This is a genomic window from Enterobacter cloacae complex sp. XAL002 (genome assembly GCF_049236805.1).
Lineage (GTDB): Bacteria > Pseudomonadota > Gammaproteobacteria > Enterobacterales > Enterobacteriaceae > Enterobacter > Enterobacter intestinihominis.
The window spans coordinates 195407-220220 of sequence record NZ_JBMKJN010000003.1; the positions used below are offsets into that span (position 1 = coordinate 195407).

Here is a 24814-nt window from a genome sequence, read left to right on the forward strand (position 1 = left end):
CCGATCAGGCTTTTTTTCCCCAACCCTGCCACTGTTGCTGGACGTATTTAACCAGCGTACTGCTGCTGATGCTTTCGCCAATCACCGTGAAGAAGCGGGTTGCATAGACCGGTTCAGGCGGCTGTTTCAGCGTGCAGTTCTTCACGCCGCGGAATGGATTACGCGGCTGCGTTGCGGGTGGTTGCGCGCTACCCGGACGGGAAGTATCCACCTGAGGTTCATTGAGCAGATCGCTCGGACGTACCAGCGTGATATCGGCGGGTAAGCCCGGCAACATTTGCTGCAAAACGCGAACGGTAGACGGATGCGGATGCCCAATGGCAATCGCCGAACCGTTACGGCGCGCCAGCTGTACCGCGCGGTTGAACTGCACGCGGATATCCGCTTCGTTCTGGGAGTCGTCCAGGAAGACTTTGCGCTTGATGACTTTTACACCCGTCCCCTGAGCGGCACGCATCGCCTGGCTGTTGCCGATGGTCATGCTGTCGAGGAAATAGAGATTGTAACGCTCCAGGGCCTGCATCACTTTCAGCATACCGTACAGGCTGGAGGTCATCGCGCTGCCCATATGGTTATTCAAACCCACGGCATACGGCACTTTATTGTACGCATCGCGGATGATGCGATCGATCTCGTCGCTGCTCATGTCCGGACGCAGGGTATCTTTTTCCAGCGGCTGCTTGCTGAGAGGGGCCATCGGCAGATGGATGAGGACCTGATGGCCGCCATTGTGCGCTTTGGTCGCCATTTCATGCGCGTGAGGCGCATTAGGCAGGACGGCGACAGAGATGGCTGACGGCATCGCCAGCACCTGATTTTCATAGTGTGGTCGATAACCGAAGTCATCAATCACAATCGCGAGTTTGCCTGCATAAACCGGTGCAGCCAGCGCCAGTGCGCTGACGACGGAAAAAACAATTCGACGAAATTGAAGCAAAACTTATCTTCCCAACCACGGCTGTGGATTGACCGCCTGACCCTGACGACGAATTTCGAAATAGAGTGACGGGCGGCCCTGACCGCCACTGCTGCCCACAAGGGCAATGGGTTGACCCGCGCGCACCTGAGTGCCAACGCTGACCAGCGCGCTCTGGTTGTAGCCGTAAAGACTCATGTCGCCTTTACCGTGCTCGACCACCACCACGAGCCCGTAACCCTGTAGCCAGTCGGCCAGGATCACGCGGCCATCGGCGATGGCTTTCACTTCGCTACCTTCAGACGCACCGATAACGATCCCCTTCCAACGTAGCTCACCCTGCAACTGTTCGCCATAGCGATGCAGGATCGTACCGCGAACGGGCCAGTAAGCCTGACCACGCGGGGAGCCGAGGCCGCCGGTACGCGATATCAGGGAACGTTCATTTTCAGTCGGTTTGTAGGTGGTGCCTTTCCGGGAGGCTTCCTGCTGCTTATTACGCACCGCCTGCGCTTCGCGCGCTTCTTTTTCGGCGCGCGCTTTGGCCGCGGCTTCTGCCCGGGCAATGCTGTTACGCAGTCTGGATTCGTTGGCGCGCATTTCGCTCAGCTGGCTTTGTCCTGCCTGGATAGAGGACTCCAGCCCGGCGAGCGTCTTCTTACGCTCATTGCGCGCCTGCTCAAGCTTCTCCTGCTGCGCCTGCTGATCGTAGAGCAGCGTTTGCTGCTGGCTCTGCTTCTCTTCCAGCTCGGCTTTTTGCGTGGTGACTTCTTCGCGCGTCTGTTTCAGCTGCGCAATGGTCTCCTGACGAGCCTGGTTGAGATAGCCGAAATAGGCCTGTAAACGCTGACCGCGCTGGCTCTCTTCACCGCTGAGGATCAACTGAAGGCCTGTGTGTTCACCCTGGCGGAAAGCGGCATCAAGCTGTGCAGAAAGGTTCCGCTCCTGGGCATCGCGCTGACGCTCCAGTTTCGCAATCGATGCGTTCATTTCATCGATTTGCTTATTAAGCTGGGCAAGGGTGTTTTGTGTTTCACGCAGCTTACGCGCGGCGGCGGAAATAGCCTCTTCCTGCTTTTTAAGCTGGGCAAGCAGGGCAGAGCGCTGCTGCTGCTGCTGGCGTACCACACGCTCTTTGGCGGCGATATCGGCCTGAATGGATTTGAGCTGGTCGCGGTCATCCGCGTGGGCAGATGCGGCGCACAGCAATACGCCAGCGCTGAGTGCGCTGGCGCAAAGCAGAGGTCTGACTGATAACCGAAACGGCTTCACGACCCATGTGATTGAAAAAATCGCCTTTCCCCTCATGGGGAGCGATTATTCCACGATGAACAGCGGCTTGCCAGTCATCTCTTCAGGGATTTCCATACCCATCAGCGACAACATGGTTGGCGCGATGTCGGAAAGCTTGCCGCCTTCCACTGCTTTCACTGACTTATCACCTACATAAATCAGTGGAACAGGCAGGTTGGTATGGGCGGTATGCGCCTGACCGGTTGCCGGGTCACGCATCTGTTCTGCGTTACCGTGGTCAGCGGTGATCAGCAGCTGGCCGCCCACGGATTCAACCGCTTTCGCGACCTGCTCAACGCAGTGGTCCAGCGCTTCAACCGCTTTAACGGCAGCTTCCATCACGCCGGTGTGGCCCACCATGTCGCCATTCGGATAGTTACAGATGATGGTGTCGTATTTACCGCTTTCGATCGCGGCCACCAGTTTTTCGGTCAGCTCCGCAGAGCTCATTTCTGGCTGGAGATCGTAAGTGGCGACTTTCGGCGAGTTAATCAGGATGCGGTCTTCGCCTTTAAACGGCTCTTCTACGCCGCCGTTAAAGAAGAAGGTCACGTGCGCATACTTCTCAGTTTCGGAGATGCGCAGCTGCGTTTTATCGTTTTTCGCCATCCACTCGCCGAAGGTATTTTCCAGGGAAGCGGGTGGATACGCGCATGGGGCTTTGATATCCGCTGCATACTCGGTCAACTGGATGAAATCGATCTTCGCCACTTTCTTACGGGCGAAACCGTCGAAATCGCTGTTGACGAAGGCGCGGGTGATTTCGCGCGCGCGGTCAGCACGGAAGTTCATGAAGATCAGCGCATCGCCATCTTCCATAGCGGCATCGGCCTGGCCTTCAGCGCGGATCACGGTTGCCTTCACAAATTCGTCGTTTTCATCACGCGCGTAAGCCGCTTCCAGGCCTTCAACGGCGGTCGGGAACTGGAACTCGCCTTTTGCCAGGGTCAGCAGATCATAGGCTTGCTCAACGCGGTCCCAGCGGTTGTCGCGGTCCATGGCATAGTAACGGCCAACGATGGATGCCACGCGGCCTTTGCCCAGTGCGGCAAATTTATCTTCAAAGGCTTTCAGAGAACCTTTTGCGCTGCGTGGCGGCGTATCGCGACCATCCAGGAAGGCGTGCAGATAGATTTTTTCCGCACCGCGCTCGGCGGCCAGCTCAACCATCGCCATGATGTGATCTTCGTGGCTGTGCACGCCGCCTGCAGAGAGCAGGCCCATAATGTGCACGGCCTTGCCTGCGGCAACGGCTTTATCTACCGCTCCGGTGAGCGTTGGGTTGGCAAAGAATGTACGTTCTTTGATTTCAACGTCCAGGCGCGTCAGGTCCTGATAAACGATACGGCCTGCGCCCAGGTTAACGTGACCCACTTCAGAGTTGCCCATCTGACGATCCGGCAGGCCGACTTCCAGACCAGACGCATCAATCAGGGTGTGGGGACGTTTTGCCCATAGCGCATCCATAACCGGGGTTTTGGCGTTGAAAATGGCGTTATCCTGTTGATCTTCACGGTAGCCATAGCCATCCAGAATCACCAGTACCATAGGTTTTTTAGAAACCGACATTGCGACAACCTCATGCTCAAGAGACAAAAAATTTGCGTAATTTTACTACAGCTGAATCGATAAAATAGCCGCAGAAGATCAAAGAAAGCGCGGGGGCAAGGCTGTACTCAGGCCATTTTGAGGCTTTTTTTACGTGGCATGCCGCAGAAAATAGATTAGCTTTATGTCGCTGGCTGTATTTGCCACAGCGCACAGGTATACTCCTGTCCTGGTTTTTTTAATCACTTAGTCGGGAGTTGTTACCCCCCATGCAAGAAATTATGCAATTCGTTAGCCGCCACCCGGTTCTGAGCATCGCGTGGATTGGCCTGCTGGTCGCTGTACTGTTCACCACATTTAAGGGACTGACGTCTAAAATTAAGGTGATCACCCGCGGTGAAGCGACACGTCTGATCAACAAAGAGGACGCCGTGGTTGTCGATCTGCGTCAGCGCGACGATTTCCGCAAGGGCCATATTGCAGGTGCTATCAACCTGCTGCCAGCGGAAATTAAAGCGAACAACATTGGTGAGCTGGAGAAGCATAAAGCCCAGCCGATTATTGTTGTTGACGGCACTGGCATGCAGGCGCAGGAATCTGCCAACGCACTGCATAAAGCAGGCTTTGAAAACGTAACGGTGCTGAAAGAAGGCATCTCCGGCTGGAGCGGGGAGAATCTTCCTTTAGTGCGCGGTAAATAAGGAGTTAAGTGATGGCCAATATTGAGATCTACACCAAAGCAACGTGCCCGTTCTGCCACCGAGCGAAAGCGCTGCTGTCCAGCAAAGGCGTAACGTTTAAGGAACTGCCGATTGATGGTGACGCGATTAAACGCGAAGAGATGATCCAACGCAGTGGTCGCACAACGGTTCCACAGATTTTTATTGATGCGCAGCACATTGGCGGCTGTGATGACTTGTATGCGCTCGACGCCCGCGGTGGACTCGATCCGCTGCTGAGCTAGAGACTTTAGGACAATTAAAAAGGGTTTTTCCATGTCAGAACAAAACAACACCGAGATGACTTTCCAGATCCAGCGCATCTACACCAAGGATGTCTCTTTCGAAGCGCCAAATGCGCCGCACGTTTTCCAGAAAGACTGGCAGCCAGAGGTTAAACTTGATCTGGATACCGCATCCACCCAACTGGCGGATGACGTGTATGAAGTCGTACTGCGTGTCACCGTGACCGCCTCCCTGGGCGAAGAAACTGCATTCCTGTGCGAAGTCCAGCAGGGCGGTATCTTCTCTATCGGCGGCATCGAAGGTAACCAGATGGCGCATTGCCTGGGTGCATACTGCCCGAACATCCTGTTCCCGTATGCGCGTGAATGCATCACCAGCCTGGTTTCTCGCGGTACATTCCCGCAACTGAACCTTGCGCCAGTCAACTTTGATGCGCTGTTTATGAACTATCTACAGCAGCAGGCTGGCGAAGGTGCCGAACAACATCAGGATGCCTGATGAGCACTGTTAATGCGTCAATGACTGTGATCGGTGCCGGCTCTTACGGCACCGCTCTTGCCATCACACTGGCAAGAAATGGTCACGACGTGGTCCTGTGGGGCCACGATCCAAAACATATCGCGACGTTGCAACACGACCGCTGCAACGTGGCGTTTCTCCCGGACGTTCCGTTCCCTGACTCTCTGTATCTGGAAAGCGACCTCGCAACCGCGCTGGCGGCCAGCCGCAATATTTTGATTGTGGTGCCAAGCCATGTGTTTGGCGAAGTCCTGCGTCAGATTAAGCCGCTGATGCGTGCGGATGCGCGTATTGTGTGGGCGACGAAAGGGCTGGAAGCGGAAACCGGACGTCTGTTGCAGGACGTTGCCCGCGAAGCGCTGGGAACAGCGATCCCGCTGGCGGTGATCTCCGGGCCGACATTCGCCAAAGAGCTGGCTGCGGGCTTGCCGACGGCGATCTCGCTGGCGTCCACCGACCAGGCATTTTCCGACGATCTTCAGCAACTGCTGCACTGCGGCAAAAGCTTCCGCGTGTACAGCAACCCTGATTTTATCGGCGTACAGCTGGGCGGCGCGGTGAAGAACGTCATTGCCATCGGGGCCGGGATGTCTGACGGCATCGGCTTCGGCGCGAATGCGCGTACGGCGCTGATCACCCGTGGCCTGACCGAAATGTCACGCCTGGGCGAAGCGCTGGGCGCCGATCCGGCCACCTTTATGGGAATGGCTGGGCTGGGCGATCTGGTGCTGACCTGCACCGACAACCAGTCGCGTAACCGCCGCTTTGGCATGATGCTCGGACAGGGTAGCGATGTCAAAAGCGCGCAGGAGAAGATTGGTCAGGTGGTTGAAGGCTATCGCAATACCAAAGAAGTTCGCGAATTGGCGCATCGTTTCGGTGTCGAAATGCCAATAACCGAGGAAATTTATCAGGTATTGTATTGCGGAAAAAATGCGCGCGAGGCAGCATTGACCTTATTAGGTCGTGCGCGCAAGGACGAGCGCAGCAGCAATTAGCCGGGAAGTATCGTCACCTGAATGACCCAGCCAGCGCAGAACTGGCTGGTCATTAACTATCGTCTGGAGCAAGCAATGCCGTGTGAAGAACTGGATATCGTCTGGAATAATATTAAAGCCGAAGCCCGAGCGTTGGCCGACTGTGAGCCCATGCTGGCCAGTTTTTATCACGCGACGCTACTCAAGCACGAAAATCTCGGCAGCGCCCTGAGCTACATGCTCGCCAATAAACTGGCTTCCCCTATCATGCCTGCTATCGCTATTCGCGAGGTGGTGGAAGAGGCCTACGCTGCCGATCCGGAAATGATTGCTTCTGCCGCCTGCGATATTCAGGCCGTGCGCACGCGTGACCCGGCGGTGGATAAATACTCCACGCCGCTGCTGTATCTCAAAGGCTTCCACGCCTTACAGGCGTACCGCATCGGCCACTGGTTATGGAATGAGGGACGCCGCGCGCTGGCCATCTTCCTGCAAAACCAGGTTTCCGTGACCTTCCAGGTCGATATTCACCCGGCGGCGAAAATTGGCCGCGGGATCATGCTCGATCACGCCACCGGCATTGTTGTCGGTGAAACGGCGGTGATCGAAGATGACGTGTCGATTCTGCAATCCGTTACGCTGGGCGGTACAGGTAAAACCAGCGGCGATCGCCATCCGAAAATTCGTGAAGGGGTGATGATCGGCGCGGGTGCTAAAATCCTTGGCAATATTGAAGTCGGACGCGGCGCAAAGATTGGCGCGGGATCGGTTGTGCTCCAGCCTGTACCGCCGCACACCACCGCCGCTGGCGTCCCGGCGCGCATCGTCGGTAAGCCAGACAGCGATAAACCGTCGATGGATATGGATCAGCACTTTAACGGTATTCACCACACCTTCGAATACGGCGACGGTATCTGAACGCTGGAACACTCAAATAAAAAAGCCCGGTGAGTTAATGCACCGGGCTTTTGATTAGTTGCGGTATAACACTTTGATAATGTGATAGCCGAACTGCGTATGCAGTGGGCCGGTTGGCTCCAGCACCGGGCAGGAGAAGACCACTTTATCAAACGCCGGAACCATCTGGCCCTGGCGGAACTCGCCTAAGTCACCACCGCGTTTGCCTGACGGGCAAATCGAGTGTTTCTTCGCCAGTTTGCCGAAGTCGGCGCCGTTTTTAATCTGTTCGAGCAGATCCTGTGCCAGTTTTTCTTCTTTAACAAGGATATGCAGTGCTGCTGCTGTTTTTGCCATGATCGTGCCTTGAGTCAACGAGTTTACGATCGGTATACTACCACGCGTTTTTCCTCCTCTCCCGACTTTCATTGAGTGATCATTTATGCGTTTAAACCCCGGACAACAACAAGCTGTCGAATTCGTCACCGGACCCTGCCTGGTGCTGGCGGGAGCGGGAACCGGTAAAACACGCGTGATCACCAACAAAATAGCCCACTTAATTCGGGGTTGTGGATACCAGGCGCGTCATATCGCGGCGGTCACCTTTACCAACAAAGCGGCGCGTGAGATGAAAGAGCGCGTCGGCCAGACGCTGGGCCGTAAAGAGGCGCGCGGGCTGATGATCTCCACCTTCCACACGCTGGGTCTGGATATCATCAAGCGCGAATACGCGGCGCTGGGAATGAAGTCCAACTTTTCGCTCTTTGATGACACCGACCAGGTGGCGCTGCTCAAAGAGCTGACGGAAGGGCTGATCGAAGATGACAAAGTGCTGTTGCAACAGCTGATCTCAACGATCTCGAACTGGAAAAACGATCTGATGACGCCGGCCCAGGCTGCGGCAAGTGCCAAAGGCGAGCGTGACCGCATCTTTGCCCACTGCTATGGCCTGTACGACGCGCATATGAAAGCCTGCAACGTACTGGATTTCGACGATCTGATCCTGCTGCCGACGCTGCTGCTTCAGCGGAATGAAGAGGTGCGCGAGCGCTGGCAGAACAAAATTCGTTACCTGCTGGTGGATGAATACCAGGATACCAACACCAGCCAGTACGAGCTGGTGAAGCTGCTGGTAGGACAGCGCGCGCGTTTTACCGTCGTAGGCGATGACGATCAGTCGATTTACTCATGGCGTGGCGCACGTCCGCAAAACCTGGTGCTGCTGAGCAAAGACTTCCCGGCGTTGCAGGTGATTAAACTGGAGCAGAACTACCGTTCTTCCGGGCGTATCCTGAAGGCGGCGAACATCCTGATTGCCAACAACCCGCACGTCTTTGAGAAGCGCCTGTTCTCTGAACTGGGTTACGGGACCGAGCTGAAAGTCCTTAGCGCCAATAACGAAGAGCACGAAGCGGAGCGCGTAACCGGCGAGCTGATTGCCCATCACTTCGTCAACAAAACTGAATACAAGGATTACGCGATCCTCTATCGCGGAAACCACCAGTCGCGCGTCTTTGAAAAGATGCTGATGCAGAACCGCATCCCCTACAAAATCTCCGGCGGTACGTCGTTCTTTTCGCGTCCGGAAATCAAGGATCTGCTGGCCTATCTGCGCGTGCTGACCAACCCGGATGACGACAGCGCTTTCCTGCGCATTGTAAATACGCCGAAGCGCGAGATTGGCTCTGCGACGCTGCAAAAGCTGGGTGAATGGGCGATGACCCGCAACAAAAGTCTGTTCACCGCCAGCTTCGATATGGGGCTGAGCCAGACCCTGACCGGGCGCGGCTATGACGCCTTAACCCGCTTTACCCACTGGCTGGGTGAGGTGCAGCGTCTGGCAGAGCGCGAGCCCGTGGCGGCAGTACGCGATCTGATCCACGGCATTGATTACGAATCCTGGTTGTATGAAACCTCCGCCAGCCCGAAAGCGGCAGAAATGCGCATGAAAAACGTTAACCAGCTCTTCAGCTGGATGACCGAAATGCTTGAAGGATCTGAGATTGACGAGCCGATGACCCTGACGCAGGTGGTCACCCGCTTCACGCTGCGCGATATGATGGAGCGCGGCGAGAGTGAAGAAGAAGCCGATCAGGTCCAGCTGATGACGTTGCATGCCTCGAAAGGGCTGGAGTTCCCGTATGTCTATCTGGTGGGGATGGAAGAGGGCCTGCTGCCGCACCAGAGCAGCATTGATGAAGATAACGTCGACGAAGAGCGCCGTCTGGCCTACGTGGGGATCACCCGTGCGCAGAAAGAGCTGACGTTTACGCTGTGCAAAGAGCGCCGTCAGTATGGTGAGCTGGTGCGCCCGGAGCCGAGCCGTTTCCTGCTGGAGTTGCCTCAGGACGATCTTATCTGGGAGCAGGAGCGTAAAGCTATTACCGCTGAAGAGCGGATGCACAAGGGTCAAGCCAACGTGGCGAACATACGCGCCATGCTGGCGAAAGCCAAAGAGAAAGGATAACAATTTTGTAGGCCGGGTAAGGCGAAGCCGCCCCCCGGCACGCTTCAAAGGGTCACTTCACTTCAAGCGCCCAGTGCACATAGCTCTGCCACTGGCACTCCTGCTCGATCAACTCTGCTCCAAGCGGATGATCTTCTAGCCAATTTTCCGGCAGCGTCAGCGTCAGTTTTTCATCGTCTGCCACCAGCGTAATGGCCGGGAGGAGATCGTCGCGACGCCGGCTGGCAAACAGAATCGCCAGACGAAGTAAGCGGCAGAGATGTTCGGCCACGCGCGGCGGTACAGCGTTTTGCTGATGAAGTGAAGAGAGGTCAACGGCGTTGGTTTGATTCAGCAGCAGGGTCGCGAGCAATTTTTTCTGCGCGGGAGTGTAGCCCGGCAAATCGAGATTACGCACCAGCCAGGCTGCGTGTAGCGGCGCTTGTTTGTACTCAACGCTAAGCCCAATTTCATGCAACGCACACGCACTTAGCAGCAAATCGCGGCTTAACGGTTCGATATCCCAACGTGGTTTAACCTGATCCGCAAAGAGCGATGCCAGTTGGCCCACTCGCTGCGCCTGATCGGTATCCACAATAAAGCGGCGCTGGACGTTACGTAGCGTACGGCTTCGAATGTCCTGATCCACCGAAAGATGCAGCATCCCATAGACCAGACCTTCGCGCAGTGCGCCGCCTGCCAGGGTCATGCACTGGATGTTTAGCTCGGTAAAAATGGCGATGAGAATGGCTAGCCCGCTGGGGAAGACCAGCGCACGTTCGAGCGTCAGCCCTTCAATTTCCAGCTCTTCCAGACGACCACATTGAATGGCGCGCTGTTTAAGCTGCTGGAGTTTAGCAAGCGTGATCCGCTCATCCATCCCCTGCGCCATCATGATTTCCTGCAACGCCTGTACAGTTCCTGACGCCCCAACACACACTTTCCAGCCGTGGTAGCGCAGTTCGTCCATGACCGGACGCAGCACTTCACGCGCGGCATTTTCAGCCTCGTCGAAGTTTTCTTGCGCGAGATTGCGGTCAGTAAAGTAGCGCTCAAGCCAGGTTACGCAGCCCATCGACAGACTGAACAGCGAGGTCGCCTGGGCACCTGTGCCGGTCACCAGTTCAGTACTCGCTCCGCCAATATCCACCACCAGACGGCGATCGTCGCCCCCGGTAGTGTGCGCCACACCCTGATATATCAGACGCGCTTCTTCTTCACCGCTGATGACTTGCACCGGGCAGCCGAGAATTTCCTGCGCTTTGGCAATAAAATCGACGGCATTAACCGCCAGACGGAGCGTCGCGGTCGCGACAACGCGGATTTGGGCATGCGGTATGTCCTGCAGACGCTCTGCAAAGAGGCGCAGACACTGCCAGCCACGTTCCATGGCTTCGGGAGAGAGGTGATTATCGCTGCTCAGGCCCGCCGCCAGGCGGACCTTGCGCTTGATGCGCGTCAGCGTCTGTATGCTTCCCGCCACCTCGCGTACAACCAGCATATGAAAACTATTCGAACCGAGATCAATTGCTGCATAGAGCGAGGTGGAACTGAGCATCATATTTAACCTGAACGACGACGATTACGCGGCGCACCGCCGGAACGACGCGGGCCATTACCGGTACGTGGACGGGTAAGGCGCTTAGGTGGCGGCAGTTCGCTCATCAGCGCGTCCGGATTGTATTTACTCTGTGGAATAGAGTGACCGATATAGGTCTCAATGGCCGGAAGGTTCAGCGCATACTCTTCACATGCAAGGCTGATGGAGTGACCGCTTGCGCCGGCACGACCGGTACGACCGATACGGTGTACATAGTCTTCACAGTCATCTGGCAGGTCATAGTTAAAGACGTGCGTCACGGCTGGAATGTGCAGGCCACGGGCCGCCACGTCGGTCGCGACCAGAATATCAAGGTCGCCACGAGTAAATTCGTCGAGAATGCGCAGGCGTTTTTTCTGCGCCACGTCGCCGGTCAGCAGGCCCACACGGTGACCATCTGCCGCCAGGTGGCCCCAAATATCTTCGCAGCGGTGTTTAGTGTTCGCAAAGATGATCGCGCGATCCGGCCACTCTTCTTCGATCAGGGTTTGCAGCAGGCGCATTTTCTCTTCATTAGAAGGATAGAAGAGCTCTTCTTTAATGCGGTGCCCGGTTTTCTGCTCCGGTTCTACTTCCACATATTCCGCATTGTTCATCTGCTCGAATGCGAGTTCACGTACGCGGTATGACAGGGTTGCGGAGAACAGCATGTTCAGACGCTGGTTTGCCGCAGGCATACGGCGGAACAGCCAGCGAATGTCTTTAATGAAGCCCAGATCGTACATGCGGTCTGCTTCATCCAGCACCACGACCTGGATTGCGCCGAGGTTGATATGGTTCTGTTTGGCGTAGTCGATAAGACGGCCGGTGGTCCCAATCAGGATATCGACGCCGCTTTCCAGCACTTTCAGCTGTTTATCGTAGCCGTCGCCGCCATAGGCCAGGCCAAGTTTCAGGCCGGTGGCTTGCGCCAGGGGCTCAGCGTCTGCGTGGATCTGTACCGCCAGTTCTCGCGTCGGGGCCATAATTAGCGCGCGCGGCTGGTTAACTTTGCGGTCTGCAATCGCTGGGTGAGAAAGTAAATAATGAAACGTTGACGTTAAAAACGCCATCGTTTTGCCAGTACCGGTTTGCGCCTGCCCTGCAACATCACGACCGGCCAGCGTCAGCGGCAGGGCGAGAGCCTGAATGGGCGTGCAGTTATGAAACCCTTTAGTTTCAAGGGCTTCGATCACCTTTGGGTGCAGGGCGAAGTCGGAAAACTTCTGTTCTGTTAAATGTGTTTTGCTCATAGTGTGGTAGAATATCAGCTTACTATTGCTTTACGAAAGCGTATCCGGTGAAATAAAGTCAACCTTTAGTTGGTTAATGCGACATCAACACGTCGTTGGTGGAGACAAAACCAACGTACCAGGCTTATTCCTGTGGAGTTATATATGAGCGATAAAATTATTCACCTGACTGACGACAGTTTTGACACGGACGTACTTAAAGCTGACGGGCTGATCCTCGTTGATTTCTGGGCTGAATGGTGTGGTCCTTGCAAAATGATCGCTCCGATTCTGGATGAAATCGCTGACGAATATCAGGGCAAACTGACCGTTGCCAAGCTGAACATCGACCAGAACCCGGGCACCGCGCCAAAATACGGTATCCGTGGCATCCCGACCCTGCTGCTGTTCAAGAACGGTGACGTGGCGGCGACCAAAGTGGGCGCACTGTCCAAAGGTCAACTGAAAGAGTTCCTGGACGCTAACCTGGCGTAAGGTTTCTCCGCTGAGCGTCCAGAGCGCCTAATTAATGGTGAGCTCTGGACGCCCGGCTTTAGTCGTGCTAAGTTAGCTATGACTACGTTTTAAACATATCTTGTTGTTTGAATCTTGTTTTACCCGATACTTCCCGTTGTTAACTTAAACAGTGCGTGAAGTTGCTAGATTCCGGGCTTGTCACTCAATCCGTCTTGTCGTTTCAGTTCTGCGTTCTTTCCCTGTGACCAGACAGCGAACAGACATGAGGTGATGGCCGCTAAACAGGCATGGATGACCCTGCCATACCATTCACAACATTAAGTTCGAGAATCACCCCGAGTTTAAGAACCCACACCATTATGAATCTTACCGAATTAAAGAATACGCCGGTTTCTGAGCTGATCACTCTCGGCGAAAATATGGGACTGGAAAACCAGGCTCGTATGCGCAAGCAGGACATCATTTTCGCCATCCTGAAGCAACACGCTAAGAGTGGCGAAGATATCTTTGGCGACGGTGTGCTGGAGATACTGCAAGACGGATTTGGTTTCCTCCGCTCTGCAGACAGCTCCTACCTCGCCGGCCCTGACGACATCTACGTATCCCCTAGCCAAATCCGCCGTTTCAACCTCCGCACTGGTGACACCATTTCAGGTAAGATTCGTCCTCCAAAAGAGGGTGAACGCTACTTTGCGCTGTTGAAGGTTAATGAAGTCAACTACGACAAACCGGAAAACTCCCGCAATAAGATCCTGTTCGAGAACTTAACGCCGCTGCACGCGAACTCTCGTTTGCGTATGGAGCGTGGTAACGGGTCTACTGAAGACTTAACCGCTCGTGTGCTGGATCTGGCATCGCCAATTGGTCGTGGCCAGCGTGGTCTGATTGTGGCGCCGCCAAAAGCCGGTAAAACCATGCTGCTGCAAAACATCGCGCAGAGCATTGCTTACAACCATCCAGACTGTGTGCTGATGGTGCTGCTGATTGACGAACGTCCGGAAGAAGTGACCGAGATGCAGCGTCTGGTGAAAGGGGAAGTGGTTGCGTCAACCTTCGACGAGCCTGCTTCCCGCCACGTTCAGGTTGCGGAAATGGTCATCGAGAAGGCGAAACGCCTGGTTGAGCACAAGAAAGACGTGATCATCCTGCTCGATTCCATTACCCGTCTGGCGCGTGCCTACAACACCGTGGTGCCGGCTTCCGGTAAAGTACTGACCGGTGGTGTGGATGCCAACGCCCTGCATCGTCCGAAGCGTTTCTTCGGTGCGGCGCGTAACGTGGAAGAGGGCGGTAGCCTGACCATTATCGCGACGGCGCTGATCGATACCGGCTCCAAAATGGACGAAGTTATCTACGAAGAGTTTAAAGGTACAGGCAACATGGAACTGCACCTTTCTCGTAAAATCGCAGAAAAACGCGTCTTCCCGGCGATCGACTACAACCGTTCCGGTACCCGTAAAGAAGAGCTGCTTACCACTCAGGAAGAGCTGCAGAAAATGTGGATCCTGCGCAAAATCATCCATCCAATGGGCGAAATCGACGCAATGGAATTCCTCATTAACAAACTGGCGATGACTAAAACGAACGACGATTTCTTCGACATGATGAAACGCTCGTAACGCAAATAATCCCAGTAAACGCCACGTTTTTACGTGGCGTTTTTTATTTATGGGCTATACGCTATTACCACACACTCCCAATTTTGCCCGGTCGGTGCGACAATAAGAAAATTCGCACAGTAAAAATATTAATAGCTTGAATAATAAACAAATGGGTCGCAAGAGGTGTGCTTTATGCCTTCTGGCTTGATGCCATCATGGTTATACTTCTTTGACTAACATATGTTGAGAACATCCGTTGTGAACCTATTCGATACGTTTGCTGAACTCACCAGTATTTTTTTGTTCACTACTTGCTTTCTTTTTTTAGCACGTAAGGTAGCAAAATATGTCGGTTTAGTGGACAAACCTAACTTCCGTAAACGGCACCAAGGTATGATTCCCTTGGTGGGAGGAATCTCCGTTTTTGCAGGTGTTTCTTTCACTTTTGCTGTCGCGGATTACTATATCCCACATGCCAGGCTGTACCTGTGCTGTGCGTCTGTTCTGGTTGTTGTGGGGGCACTTGATGATCGCTACGATATCAGTGTAAAAATTCGAGCCTTCGTGCAGGCTGCAGTTGCTCTTGCCATGATGGTGGCGGCAAACCTTCACCTTAGCACTCTTGGATACATTTTGGGTTCCTGGGAGATGGTACTTGGGCCATTTGGTTACTTCCTTACACTCTTTGCCGTATGGGTCGCCATCAATGCATTTAATATGGTAGATGGGATTGATGGTTTATTGGGCGGACTATCTTGTGTTTCATTTGCTGCCATTGGCATAATCTTATGGTTTGATGGTCAATACAGCCTGGCAATGTGGTGTTTTGCTATGATTGCGGCCATTCTGCCCTATATTCTTTTAAATCTTGGCGCGCTGGGCCGTCGCTATAAAGTCTTTATGGGCGATGCGGGTAGCACATTGATTGGTTTCACTATTATCTGGATCTTATTGGAAACCACTCAGGGTAAAACACATCCAATCAGCCCGGTTACAGCGCTTTGGATCATTGCCATTCCGCTGATGGATATGGTGGCGATTATGTATCGTCGTCTGCGTAAAGGAATGAGCCCATTTTCTGCGGACCGGCAGCATATTCATCATCTGATTATGCGCGCCGGCTTCACGTCTCGTCAGGCGTTTGTGCTGATTACGCTAGCGGCTGCTATTCTGGCTGCGATTGGCGTTGCCGCGGAATACGCTCATTTCATTCCTGAATGGGTAATGTTGGTATTATTCTTGCTAGCATTTTTCATGTACGGTTACTGCATCAAGCGTGCATGGAAAGTTGCGCGTTTTATTAAACGTTTAAAACGCAGGATGCGTCGGAACAGTGGCAAAAACACAACTTTAACTAAGTAAAACCGGGACTATGATGACTCAACCGTTGGCGGGAGCGAAATCAGTGGGCACTGAGAACGAGCTGGATATTCGTGGTTTGTTTCGAGTGTTATGGCAGGGCAAACTGTGGATTGTGGGGATTGGCCTGGGGTTCGCGCTGTTAGCGCTTGCCTACACCTTCTTTGCGAAACAAGAGTGGAGCGCCACAGCGATCACAGACCGACCAACGGTGAATATGCTTGGAGGCTACTACTCCCAGCAGCAATTCCTGCGTAATCTTGATATCAAGGCCAATCTGGCGACCCCGGATCAGGCCTCGGTGATGGATGAGTCCTACAAAGAGTTTGTGATGCAGCTGGCTTCGTGGGATACACGTCGCGATTTCTGGTCCCAGACAGACTACTACAAGCAGCGCATGGTCGGTAACAGCAAAGCGGATGCCGCGCTGCTGGATGATTTAATCAACAACATTCAGTTTATGCCTGGCGATGTGCTCCGTAACGTTAGCGACAGCGTGAAGCTGATTGCGGAAACGGCGCCGGACGCCAATAACCTGTTGCGTCAGTACGTTGCTTTTGCCAGCCAGCGTGCGGCCAGTCATCTGAATGACGAGCTGAAAGGCGCCTGGGCTGCGCGTACTATTCAGATGAAAGCGCAGGTCAAACGTCAGGAAGAGGTCGCTAAGGCCATCTTCGCCCGTCGCGTGCATAATATTGAGCAGGCGCTGAAGATTGCGGAACAGCACAATATTTCCCGTAGCGAAACGGATGTTCCGGCTGACGAACTCCCTGATTCAGAAATGTTCCTTCTTGGTCGCCCAATGCTTCAGGCACGTCTGGAAAATATCCAGGCCGTTGGCCCTGACTTTGACCTTGATTACGACCAAAACCGCGCCATGCTCAATACGCTCAACGTCGGTCCAACGCTGGACCCGCGTTTTCAGACCTATCGTTATTTAAGAACGCCTGAAGAGCCTGTAAAACGCGATAGTCCGCGTCGCGCATTCCTGATGATCATGTGGGGGATTGTGGGCGCACTGACTGGCGCTGGCGTAGCGTTATTGCGTCGCCGCACAAACTAAGAACGCCGTCTACGATGAAGGCTTCGGCCTTCATCGTCTAATCGAAGAGAATCGATGTGAAAGTACTAACCGTATTTGGCACCAGGCCGGAGGCCATCAAGATGGCGCCTCTGGTTCATGCGCTGGCCAGAGATCCTGATATTGAAGCGAAAGTGTGCGTGACTGCCCAGCACCGTGAGATGCTCGATCAGGTCTTAACCCTCTTTTCTATCGTCCCGGATTACGATCTCAATATAATGAAACCGGGACAGGGACTGACGGAAATCACCTGCCGTATTCTGCAAGAATTAAAGCCTATTCTGGAGTCGTTCAAGCCGGATGTAGTGCTGGTGCACGGCGACACCACCACCACCGTGGCGACCAGCCTGGCCGCGTTCTATCAGCGTATCCCTGTTGGCCATGTCGAAGCGGGACTGCGTACCGGCAATCTTTATTCCCCGTGGCCGGAAGAGGCCAACCGAACGCTCACCGGTCACCTGGCGATGTACCATTTTGCGCCAACCGAGAACTCACGTCAGAACCTGCTGCGCGAAAATATCAGCGACAGCAAAATCTTCGTTACCGGCAATACGGTCATTGATGCGCTGATTTGGGTGCGTGACCGCGTGCTGGCTAACAGCGAGCTTCAGGCAGAACTCGCTGCGCGCTATCCGTTCCTGAACAACGGCAAGAAAACGATTCTGGTGACGGGACACCGCCGCGAAAGTTTTGGCCGTGGCTTTGAGCAAATCTGCCACGCGCTGGCTGAAATCGCCGCGCAGAATGAGGATGTGCAGATTGTCTATCCGGTGCACCTTAACCCTAACGTCAGCGAACCGGTCAACCGTATCCTGGGCCACGTGGAAAACGTGCTCCTGATAGAGCCGCAGGACTATCTGCCATTTGTCTGGCTGATGAACCACGCCTGGCTGATCCTGACCGATTCTGGCGGCATTCAGGAAGAGGCGCCTTCCCTCGGTAAGCCGGTACTGGTGATGCGCGAAACCACTGAACGTCCGGAAGCGGTCACTGCCGGTACCGTGCGTCTGGTGGGAACGGATCCGCATCGTATTGTCGAAGAGGTCACGCGCTTACTGCATGACGAAGAAGAGTATCAGGCGATGAGCCGTGCCCATAACCCGTACGGGGACGGGCAGGCTTGTGGACGTATTTTGCACGCACTTAAACACAATCGGGTAACGCTATGAGTTTTACTACCATCTCTGTTGTTGGTCTCGGCTATATCGGGCTGCCTACTGCGGCGGCCTTTGCCTCTCGTCAAAAGCAGGTTATTGGCGTAGATATCAACGCGCATGCGGTAGAAACCATCAACCGTGGCGAAATTCATATCGTGGAGCCCGATCTCGATCGCGTGGTGAAAAAGGCGGTGGACGGTGGCTTCCTGCGCGCCAGCACCACGCCGGTAGAAGCCGATGCGTACCTGATTGCGGTGCCTACGCCCTTTAAAGGCGATCACGAGCCTGACATGGTTTACGTCGAGGCGGCGGCAAAATCCATTGCGCCTGTGCTGAAGAAAGGGGCACTGGTTATTCTTGAGTCCACTTCACCTGTTGGGGCAACCGAGCAGATGGCACAGTGGCTGGCCGAGGCGCGTCCCGATCTCAGCTTCCCCCAGCAGGCGGGCGACCAGGCCGATATCAACATCGCCTACTGCCCTGAGCGCGTACTGCCAGGCCAGGTGATGGTGGAACTGATTAAAAATGACCGCGTGATTGGCGGCATGACCCCAGTCTGCTCCGCGCGCGCCAGCGAGCTGTATAAGATCTTCCTTGAAGGCGAATGCGTGGTGACCAACTCCCGCACCGCCGAGATGTGCAAACTGACCGAAAACAGCTTCCGCGATGTTAACATTGCATTTGCGAATGAACTGTCGTTGATTTGCGCCGATCAGGGGATTAACGTCTGGGAACTTGTTCGCCTTGCCAATCGTCACCCACGCGTGAACATCCTTCAGCCGGGGCCGGGTGTGGGTGGGCACTGTATCGCTGTCGATCCGTGGTTTATCGTGGCGCAGAATCCGGAACAGGCACGCCTGATTCGCACCGCGCGCGAAGTAAACGACCACAAACCGCACTGGGTTATCAACCAGGTGAAAGCCACGGTGGCGGATTGCCTCGCCGACAGCGGTAAACGTGCCAGTGAGCTGAAAATTGCCTGCTTTGGTCTGGCATTCAAACCGAATATTGACGATCTTCGCGAAAGCCCGGCAATGGAAATTGCCGAAACGATCGCAGCCTGGCACAGCGGTGAAACGCTGGTGGTTGAGCCGAATATTCATGCGTTGCCGGCAAAACTTGCCGGTCACTGCACCCTTACCGCACTGGATGACGCGCTGGCGACGGCGGATGTGCTGGTGCTGCTGGTGGATCACAATGCGTTTAAAGCGGTCTCCGCTGATGCCGTGCGTCAGCAGTATATTGTTGATACTAAGGGCGTTTGGCGTTGATTACTCTCAACGGCGTGCTGGAGTCCCTTGAGTGGGAAAGCGTATTTTTTTCGCTCCCCTCAGCGATAGTGCGTCTGCGCGATAACGCTCCTGCGTTGCAGGACGCAGACTTCAGCGCCTGGCAGCGCGTTCAGGCTAAGATCCCGGCGGACCGCGCCGATCTGCTGGACGCGCTCCAGCAGCACGGATTCCGGCTGGTCGAGGGCGAGGTTGATCTCTCTGTTACCGTGGCCCGCCACGGCTCACCGGGCGCGGAAATTGCAACGGAGCAGGATATCCCCGCGCTGCGCAAGATGGCGGCGCTGGCTTTCGCTCAAAGCCGTTTCCGGGCGCCCTGGTATGCGCCCGATGACAGCGGCCGCTTTTATGCCCGGTGGATAGAGAATGCGGTTAAAGGCACGTTTGACCACGTCTGTCTGGTGTTCCGTACTGCCGGTGGGCAGATTCAGGGTTTTGTTTCGCTTCGCAGGCTCAACGAGCAAGAGGCGCGCATCGGTTTGTTAGCCGGGCGCGGCATGGGCGAAAAACTCATGCAGGCGGCGCTGCACTGGGCGGAGCAACAACAGGTATCGACGCTGCGGGTCGCAACCCAGATGGGCAACACCGCTGCGCTTAAACGTTATATTGCGAGTGGTGCCAGCATTGACGCCACCGCCTACTGGTTATACAGGTGACAAGATGATTCCATTTAACGCGCCTCCCGTTGTGGGCACTGAACTTGATTACATGCAGTCGGCTATGGGCAGCGGCAAGCTCTGTGGCGACGGTGGTTTTACCCGTCGCTGCCAGCAGTGGATGGAGCAACGTTTTCACAGTGCCAAGGTGCTGCTGACGCCGTCCTGCACCGCATCGCTCGAAATGGCCGCGCTGCTGCTGGATATTCAGCCCGGCGATGAAGTGATCATGCCGAGCTACACCTTCGTCTCCACGGCGAACGCGTTTGTCCTGCGCGGGGCGAAAATCGTGTTTGTGGATATCCGTCCGGATACCATGAACATCGACGAAACGCTGATTGAAGCGGCGATCACCGACAAAACGCGGGCGATTGTTCCGGTGCATTACGCGGGCGTGGCCTGTGAAATGGACACCATCATGGCCATCGCCAAAAAGCACAACCTGTTCGTGGTGGAAGACGCCGCGCAGGGCGTGATGTCCACCTACAAAGGTCGCGCGCTGGGAACCATCGGTCATATCGGCTGCTTTAGCTTCCACGAAACTAAAAACTACACCGCAGGCGGCGAAGGCGGCGCGACGCTGATTAACGATCGTGCCCTTGTGGAGCGTGCGGAAGTGATCCGTGAAAAAGGGACCAACCGCAGCCAGTTCTTCCGCGGTCAGGTGGATAAATACACCTGGCGCGATATCGGCTCAAGCTACCTGATGGCGGACTTGCAGGCCGCGTATCTCTGGGCGCAGCTGGAAGCGGCAGAGCGCATCAATCTGCAACGCCTCTCCCTGTGGCAAACCTACTACGACGCGCTGGAGCCGCTGGCAAAAGCCGGACGTATTGAACTGCCGACTATTCCGGCAGACTGCATCCACAACGCTCACATGTTCTACATCAAGCTGCGCGATAACGACGATCGCAGCAAGCTGATTGCCTGGCTGAAAGAGGCGGAAATTATGGCGGTATTCCACTATATTCCGCTGCACTCCAGCCCGGCTGGCGAAGCCTTCGGGATGTTTGCCGGTGAAGACCGCTACACCACCAAAGAGAGCGAACGTCTGCTCCGCCTGCCCCTGTTCTACAACCTCGCGCCGGTGAACCAGCGTACGGTGATCAATTCGCTTCTGAGTTATTTCGCCTGATATGTCTCTGGCAAAAGCGTCGGTGTGGACGGCAGCGTCCACGCTAGTAAAAATTGGCGCCGGGTTATTGGTCGTCAAGCTGCTGGCCGTCTCATTTGGTCCGTCAGGCGTTGGGCTGGCAGGGAACTTCCGCCAGCTGGTCACGGTGCTTGGCGTGCTGGCAGGTGCCGGGATATTCAATGGCGTCACCAAATACGTCGCGCAGCATCATGACGATGCCGAAAAGCTTCGCACGGTGGTGGGCACCTCCTCTGCTATGGTGCTGGGCTTCTCTACGTTGCTGGCCATCGTCTTTTTGCTGGCGGCGGCACCTGTTAGTCAGGGACTGTTCGGACACACGCACTATCAGGGACTGGTGCGCCTGGTGGCGTTCGTTCAAATGGGCATCGCCTGGGCGAACCTGCTGCTGGCGCTGATGAAAGGCTTCCGTGATGCCGCCGGGAATGCGCTGGCGCTGATCCTCGGCAGCATCATCGGCGTTATCGCCTACTACTTTTGCTATCGACTGGGCGGCTATGAAGGCGCGCTGCTGGGGCTGGCGCTGGTGCCTGCGCTCGTTGTCATTCCGGCAGCGTTTATGCTGATGCGCAGAGGCAATGTCCCGCTGAGTTACCTGAAACCGCAGTGGGACAAGATGCTGGCGGGGCAGCTAGGAAAGTTTACCCTGATGGCGCTCATCACTTCGGTAACGCTTCCCGTGGCTTACGTGATGATGCGAAACCTGCTGGCAGCGCATTACAGCTGGGATGAAGTGGGGATCTGGCAGGGCGTAAGCAGCATTTCAGATGCTTACCTCCAATTTATTACGGCTTCCTTTAGCGTCTATTTGCTGCCAACCTTATCGCGCCTGACGTCCAGGCAGGATATTACCCGCGAGATTTTTCGCGCCCTGCGTTTCGTGTTGCCGGCCGTTGCGATCGCCAGCTTTACCGTCTGGTTACTGCGTGATTTCGCCATCTGGCTGCTGTTTTCGGCGAAGTTTACCGCCATGCGCGATCTGTTTGCCTGGCAACTGGTCGGCGATGTGCTGAAAGTGGGGGCATACGTTTTCGGCTATCTGGTGATTGCGAAGGCTTCGCTGCGGTTGTATATCCTGGCAGAGATCGGCCAGTTTGCGCTGCTAACGGCATTTTCTCACTGGCTGATCCCCACCCACGGTGCGCTGGGGGCGGCGCAGGCCTATATGGCAACTTATATCGTTTATTTCGCTGCCTGTTGCGGCGTATTTTTACTTTGGCGTAAACGCGCATGACTGCACTGATACACATACTGGGATCGGATATCCCGCATCATAACCAGACCGTTCTGCGGTTCTTCAACGATGAACTGGCATCCGGCACGCCCGATGCGCGTGAGTTTATGGTCGTTGGATGCGATAACGGCCTGAGCGCGGCGTGTCCGGCATTGCATATTACCTTCTGGCCAGACAAAGCGGCGCTGACGAAGGCCGTGGTTGCTAAAGCCAAAGCGGATCGAAGCCAACGTTTCTTCTTCCATGGACAGTTCAATACCGGACTGTGGCTGGCGCTGTTAAGCGGCGGGATCAAACCTTCTCAGTTCAGCTGGCATATCTGGGGAGCGGATCTCTACGAAGTCTCCCGTGGCTGGAAGTTCCGACTTTTCTATCCGCTGCGTCGTCTGGCGCAGGCGCGCGTGGGCTGCGTTTTTGCTACCCGAGGCGATCTCAACTATTTTGCTAAACAGCACCCGAAGGTTCGCGGGGAGCTGCTCTATTTCCCGACCCGTATGGATCCGGCGCTGAACACCATGGCGAATGACACGGTTCGAGAGGGCAAGCTGACCATCCTGGTGGGGAATTCCGGCGATCGCAGTAACGAGCATGTCGCGGCGCTGAGGGCGGTGCATCAGCAGTTTGGCGACACGGTGAACGTGGTGGTGCCGATGGGCTATCCCGCCAATAACGACGCCTACATCGATGAAGTTCGCCAGCAGGGGCTTGCGCTGTTTAGCGCAGAAAACCTGCACATTCTCAGCGATAAGCTGGAATTTGATGACTATCTCGCGCTGCTGCGAAAATGCGATTTGGGCTATTTCATCTTTGCCCGTCAGCAGGGGATTGGCACGCTGTGTCTGCTGATTCAGGCGGGCGTACCCTGCGTGCTCAACCGCGAAAACCCGTTCTGGCAGGACATGGCCGAGCAGCATATTCCGGTGCTGTTTACCTCTGACACGCTTAATGTCGAGGTGGTACGGGAAGCGCAGCGTCAGCTCACGCTGGTGGATAAAAATAGCATCGACTTTTTCAGCCCGAACTACCTCACGCCGTGGCACCGCGCGCTGCGTATTGCTTCAGGAGACAACGCATGAGCCAGTTGCAGTTTAGCGGCTTGCTGGTGGTCTGGCTGCTGAGCACGCTGTTTATCGCCACGCTCACCTGGTTTGAATTCCGGCGGGTACGTTTTAACTTCAACGTATTCTTCTCGCTGCTGTTTTTGCTGACCTTTTTCTTTGGCTTCCCGCTGACCAGCATCCTCGTGTTCCGCTTTGATGTTGGCGTCGCGCCGCCGGAAATCTTGTTGCAGGCGCTGCTCTCTGCGAGCTGCTTCTACGCGGTGTACTACGTCACTTATAAAACGCGCCTGCGAGCGGCAAAAGACACCACCCCTCGTCGTCCGCTGTTTACCATGAACCGGGTAGAAACCCATCTGACGTGGGTTATGCTGATGACTATCGCCCTCGTTAGCGTGGCGATTTTCTTCATGCATAACGGCTTTTTACTGTTTAAGTTGCAGTCCTATAGCCAGATTTTCTCCGCCGAAGTCTCCGGCGTCGCGCTCAAGCGTTTCTTCTATTTCTTTATCCCGGCGATGCTGGTGGTCTTTTTCCTGCGTCAGGACAGCAAAGCCTGGCTATTCTTCCTGGTCAGCACCGTCGCATTTGGCATTCTGACCTACATGATCGTCGGCGGCACCCGCGCCAACATCATTATCGCCTTCGCGATTTTCCTGTTTATCGGCATTATTCGCGGCTGGATCTCGCTGTGGATGCTGGCGGCGGCAGGCGTCTTTGGCATTGTGGGGATGTTCTGGCTGGCGCTGAAGCGCTACGGGCTGAACGTGGCCGGCGACGAAGCGTTTTACACCTTCCTGTATCTGACGCGCGACACCTTCTCGCCGTGGGAAAACCTGGCATTACTGCTGCAAAACTACGACAAGATCGAATTCCAGGGGCTGGCGCCGATTGTTCGCGATTTCTATGTCTTTATACCGACGTGGCTGTGGCCCGATCGTCCCGGCATTGTCCTGAACACGGCGAACTACTTCACCTGGGAAGTGCTGAACAACCATTCGGGTCTGGCGATTTCCCCAACCCTGATTGGCTCGCTGGTAGTGATGGGCGGAACGTGGTTTATCCTGCCTGGCGCGATCGCGGTAGGGCTGATAATAAAATGGTTCGACTGGCTATATACGCTGGGTAACGAAGAGACCAACCGCTACAAAGCCGCTGTTTTGCACAGTTTCTGTTTCGGTGCCATTTTCAATATGATCGTTCTGGCGCGCGAGGGGCTGGATTCATTCGTCTCACGCGTGGTGTTCTTTATGGTCGTTTTCGGACTCTGTCTGCTGCTGGCAAAACTGCTGTACTGGTTGTTTGACAGTGCAGGGCTTGTGCACAGACGTGAGCCACAGGGCAGCACAACGCTGTCGCAAGTCTGAGTAGGGATTA

The 24814-nt window shown here is 55.2% G+C and carries 23 protein-coding genes; 17 read left to right on the forward strand and 6 right to left on the reverse strand.

Features of this window, described 5'->3' with window-relative positions:
* Nucleotides 1-4 precede the first annotated feature (4 nt).
* Genes ACOT0L_RS04115 through gpmM form a run of 3 tightly spaced genes read right to left on the reverse strand, consistent with a single transcriptional unit; the run spans nucleotide 5 to nucleotide 3778 of the window.
* Nucleotides 5-937: a divergent polysaccharide deacetylase family protein gene (locus ACOT0L_RS04115; protein WP_032622054.1), complete on the reverse strand. Its 933-nt coding sequence runs from the start codon at nucleotides 935-937 to the stop codon at nucleotides 5-7.
* A gap of 3 nt (nucleotides 938-940) precedes the next feature.
* Nucleotides 941-2200: a murein hydrolase activator EnvC gene (gene envC, locus ACOT0L_RS04120; RefSeq protein ID WP_260473303.1), complete on the reverse strand. Its 1260-nt coding sequence runs from the start codon at nucleotides 2198-2200 to the stop codon at nucleotides 941-943.
* 33 nt (nucleotides 2201-2233) lie between these two features.
* Nucleotides 2234-3778 (reverse strand): 2,3-bisphosphoglycerate-independent phosphoglycerate mutase, encoded by a 1545-nt coding sequence (gene gpmM, locus ACOT0L_RS04125; protein WP_017383605.1) that lies wholly within the window; start codon nucleotides 3776-3778, stop codon nucleotides 2234-2236.
* Between the two features lie 248 nt (nucleotides 3779-4026).
* Between gpmM and ACOT0L_RS04130 the strand changes: the two genes are divergently transcribed.
* From ACOT0L_RS04130 to cysE, 5 genes are all read left to right on the forward strand, one after another.
* Nucleotides 4027-4458 carry a rhodanese-like domain-containing protein gene (locus tag ACOT0L_RS04130; RefSeq protein ID WP_003860840.1) on the forward strand — a complete coding sequence of 144 codons (432 nt, stop codon included), beginning with the start codon at nucleotides 4027-4029 and terminating at the stop codon, nucleotides 4456-4458.
* Nucleotides 4459-4469: 11 nt separating this feature from the next.
* Complete coding sequence (gene grxC / locus ACOT0L_RS04135; protein ID WP_003860837.1) at nucleotides 4470-4721, forward strand: glutaredoxin 3; 252 nt, start codon at nucleotides 4470-4472, stop codon at nucleotides 4719-4721.
* A 31-nt stretch (nucleotides 4722-4752) separates the two neighbouring features.
* Complete coding sequence (gene secB / locus ACOT0L_RS04140; protein ID WP_003860835.1) at nucleotides 4753-5220, forward strand: protein-export chaperone SecB; 468 nt, start codon at nucleotides 4753-4755, stop codon at nucleotides 5218-5220.
* Nucleotides 5220-6239, forward strand: coding sequence for an NAD(P)H-dependent glycerol-3-phosphate dehydrogenase (gene gpsA / locus ACOT0L_RS04145; RefSeq protein WP_006812398.1), 1020 nt, complete (start codon nucleotides 5220-5222; stop codon nucleotides 6237-6239). The genes secB and gpsA overlap by 1 nt, the downstream gene beginning before the upstream one ends.
* Before the next feature lie 75 nt (nucleotides 6240-6314).
* The gene (gene cysE / locus ACOT0L_RS04150) at nucleotides 6315-7136 is read left to right on the forward strand and encodes a serine O-acetyltransferase (protein ID WP_022646641.1); all 822 of its coding nucleotides are present in this window, start codon (nucleotides 6315-6317) and stop codon (nucleotides 7134-7136) included.
* A gap of 54 nt (nucleotides 7137-7190) precedes the next feature.
* Here the strand turns inward: cysE and ppiC are convergent, their stop codons facing one another.
* Nucleotides 7191-7472 (reverse strand): peptidylprolyl isomerase PpiC, encoded by a 282-nt coding sequence (gene ppiC, locus ACOT0L_RS04155; protein ID WP_006812396.1) that lies wholly within the window; start codon nucleotides 7470-7472, stop codon nucleotides 7191-7193.
* Nucleotides 7473-7557: 85 nt separating this feature from the next.
* On the opposite strand from ppiC, the gene rep reads away from it, so the two are divergent.
* The gene (gene rep / locus ACOT0L_RS04160) at nucleotides 7558-9582 is read left to right on the forward strand and encodes a DNA helicase Rep (protein WP_126502786.1); all 2025 of its coding nucleotides are present in this window, start codon (nucleotides 7558-7560) and stop codon (nucleotides 9580-9582) included.
* Nucleotides 9583-9634: 52 nt separating this feature from the next.
* Here the strand turns inward: rep and gppA are convergent, their stop codons facing one another.
* Both gppA and rhlB read right to left on the reverse strand, forming a co-directional pair.
* Nucleotides 9635-11119: a guanosine-5'-triphosphate,3'-diphosphate diphosphatase gene (gene gppA / locus ACOT0L_RS04165; RefSeq protein ID WP_126502799.1), complete on the reverse strand. Its 1485-nt coding sequence runs from the start codon at nucleotides 11117-11119 to the stop codon at nucleotides 9635-9637.
* A gap of 5 nt (nucleotides 11120-11124) precedes the next feature.
* Complete coding sequence (gene rhlB, locus ACOT0L_RS04170; protein WP_022646644.1) at nucleotides 11125-12393, reverse strand: ATP-dependent RNA helicase RhlB; 1269 nt, start codon at nucleotides 12391-12393, stop codon at nucleotides 11125-11127.
* A 144-nt stretch (nucleotides 12394-12537) separates the two neighbouring features.
* Here rhlB and trxA point away from each other — a divergent pair, with 144 nt between their 5' ends.
* The 11 genes from trxA to wzyE all read left to right on the forward strand — a co-directional run bounded on the left by trxA (nucleotide 12538) and on the right by wzyE (nucleotide 24804).
* Entirely contained in the window at nucleotides 12538-12867 is a 330-nt protein-coding gene (trxA, locus tag ACOT0L_RS04175) for a thioredoxin TrxA (RefSeq protein ID WP_006812392.1), read from the forward strand.
* A gap of 341 nt (nucleotides 12868-13208) precedes the next feature.
* Nucleotides 13209-14468 carry a transcription termination factor Rho gene (gene rho / locus ACOT0L_RS04180; protein ID WP_001054528.1) on the forward strand — a complete coding sequence of 420 codons (1260 nt, stop codon included), beginning with the start codon at nucleotides 13209-13211 and terminating at the stop codon, nucleotides 14466-14468.
* A gap of 222 nt (nucleotides 14469-14690) precedes the next feature.
* Nucleotides 14691-15812: a UDP-N-acetylglucosamine--undecaprenyl-phosphate N-acetylglucosaminephosphotransferase gene (gene wecA / locus ACOT0L_RS04185; RefSeq protein ID WP_126502787.1), complete on the forward strand. Its 1122-nt coding sequence runs from the start codon at nucleotides 14691-14693 to the stop codon at nucleotides 15810-15812.
* A 13-nt stretch (nucleotides 15813-15825) separates the two neighbouring features.
* Nucleotides 15826-16872, forward strand: a complete 1047-nt coding sequence (gene wzzE, locus ACOT0L_RS04190) for an ECA polysaccharide chain length modulation protein (protein WP_022646646.1) — start codon at nucleotides 15826-15828, stop codon at nucleotides 16870-16872.
* A 56-nt stretch (nucleotides 16873-16928) separates the two neighbouring features.
* Nucleotides 16929-18059, forward strand: coding sequence for a non-hydrolyzing UDP-N-acetylglucosamine 2-epimerase (gene wecB, locus ACOT0L_RS04195; RefSeq protein WP_045308205.1), 1131 nt, complete (start codon nucleotides 16929-16931; stop codon nucleotides 18057-18059).
* Nucleotides 18056-19318: a UDP-N-acetyl-D-mannosamine dehydrogenase gene (gene wecC, locus ACOT0L_RS04200; protein ID WP_023299034.1), complete on the forward strand. Its 1263-nt coding sequence runs from the start codon at nucleotides 18056-18058 to the stop codon at nucleotides 19316-19318. The genes wecB and wecC overlap by 4 nt, the downstream gene beginning before the upstream one ends.
* Entirely contained in the window at nucleotides 19315-19992 is a 678-nt protein-coding gene (rffC, locus tag ACOT0L_RS04205) for a dTDP-4-amino-4,6-dideoxy-D-galactose acyltransferase (RefSeq protein WP_023305220.1), read from the forward strand. The genes wecC and rffC overlap by 4 nt, the downstream gene beginning before the upstream one ends.
* Nucleotides 19993-19996: 4 nt before the next feature.
* Nucleotides 19997-21127 carry a dTDP-4-amino-4,6-dideoxygalactose transaminase gene (gene rffA, locus ACOT0L_RS04210; protein ID WP_032608214.1) on the forward strand — a complete coding sequence of 377 codons (1131 nt, stop codon included), beginning with the start codon at nucleotides 19997-19999 and terminating at the stop codon, nucleotides 21125-21127.
* A 1-nt stretch (nucleotide 21128) separates the two neighbouring features.
* On the forward strand, nucleotides 21129-22379 hold the full coding sequence (wzxE, locus tag ACOT0L_RS04215; RefSeq protein ID WP_023299037.1) for a lipid III flippase WzxE: 1251 nt from the start codon (nucleotides 21129-21131) through the stop codon (nucleotides 22377-22379).
* Nucleotides 22376-23455: a TDP-N-acetylfucosamine:lipid II N-acetylfucosaminyltransferase gene (locus tag ACOT0L_RS04220; RefSeq protein ID WP_023305223.1), complete on the forward strand. Its 1080-nt coding sequence runs from the start codon at nucleotides 22376-22378 to the stop codon at nucleotides 23453-23455. The genes wzxE and ACOT0L_RS04220 overlap by 4 nt, the downstream gene beginning before the upstream one ends.
* Nucleotides 23452-24804 carry an ECA oligosaccharide polymerase gene (gene wzyE, locus ACOT0L_RS04225; RefSeq protein ID WP_126502788.1) on the forward strand — a complete coding sequence of 451 codons (1353 nt, stop codon included), beginning with the start codon at nucleotides 23452-23454 and terminating at the stop codon, nucleotides 24802-24804. Before ACOT0L_RS04220 ends, wzyE begins: the two co-directional genes overlap by 4 nt.
* Nucleotides 24805-24814: the final 10 nt, after the last annotated feature.

Excerpts from the sequence above, each read along its gene's own strand:
- gpmM (WP_017383605.1), bottom strand. The coding sequence starts at position 3,778 with ATGTCGGTTTCTAAAAAACCTATGGTACTGGTGATTCTGGATGGCTAT.
- ACOT0L_RS04130 (WP_003860840.1), top strand. The coding sequence starts at position 4,027 with ATGCAAGAAATTATGCAATTCGTTAGCCGCCACCCGGTTCTGAGCATC.
- grxC (WP_003860837.1), top strand. The coding sequence starts at position 4,470 with ATGGCCAATATTGAGATCTACACCAAAGCAACGTGCCCGTTCTGCCAC.
- secB (WP_003860835.1), top strand. The coding sequence starts at position 4,753 with ATGTCAGAACAAAACAACACCGAGATGACTTTCCAGATCCAGCGCATC.
- gpsA (WP_006812398.1), top strand. The coding sequence starts at position 5,220 with ATGAGCACTGTTAATGCGTCAATGACTGTGATCGGTGCCGGCTCTTAC.
- cysE (WP_022646641.1), top strand. The coding sequence starts at position 6,315 with ATGCCGTGTGAAGAACTGGATATCGTCTGGAATAATATTAAAGCCGAA.
- ppiC (WP_006812396.1), bottom strand. The coding sequence starts at position 7,472 with ATGGCAAAAACAGCAGCAGCACTGCATATCCTTGTTAAAGAAGAAAAA.
- rep (WP_126502786.1), top strand. The coding sequence starts at position 7,558 with ATGCGTTTAAACCCCGGACAACAACAAGCTGTCGAATTCGTCACCGGA.
- gppA (WP_126502799.1), bottom strand. The coding sequence starts at position 11,119 with ATGCTCAGTTCCACCTCGCTCTATGCAGCAATTGATCTCGGTTCGAAT.
- rhlB (WP_022646644.1), bottom strand. The coding sequence starts at position 12,393 with ATGAGCAAAACACATTTAACAGAACAGAAGTTTTCCGACTTCGCCCTG.
- trxA (WP_006812392.1), top strand. The coding sequence starts at position 12,538 with ATGAGCGATAAAATTATTCACCTGACTGACGACAGTTTTGACACGGAC.
- rho (WP_001054528.1), top strand. The coding sequence starts at position 13,209 with ATGAATCTTACCGAATTAAAGAATACGCCGGTTTCTGAGCTGATCACT.
- wecA (WP_126502787.1), top strand. The coding sequence starts at position 14,691 with ATGTTGAGAACATCCGTTGTGAACCTATTCGATACGTTTGCTGAACTC.
- wzzE (WP_022646646.1), top strand. The coding sequence starts at position 15,826 with ATGACTCAACCGTTGGCGGGAGCGAAATCAGTGGGCACTGAGAACGAG.
- wecC (WP_023299034.1), top strand. The coding sequence starts at position 18,056 with ATGAGTTTTACTACCATCTCTGTTGTTGGTCTCGGCTATATCGGGCTG.
- rffA (WP_032608214.1), top strand. The coding sequence starts at position 19,997 with ATGATTCCATTTAACGCGCCTCCCGTTGTGGGCACTGAACTTGATTAC.
- wzxE (WP_023299037.1), top strand. The coding sequence starts at position 21,129 with ATGTCTCTGGCAAAAGCGTCGGTGTGGACGGCAGCGTCCACGCTAGTA.
- ACOT0L_RS04220 (WP_023305223.1), top strand. The coding sequence starts at position 22,376 with ATGACTGCACTGATACACATACTGGGATCGGATATCCCGCATCATAAC.
- wzyE (WP_126502788.1), top strand. The coding sequence starts at position 23,452 with ATGAGCCAGTTGCAGTTTAGCGGCTTGCTGGTGGTCTGGCTGCTGAGC.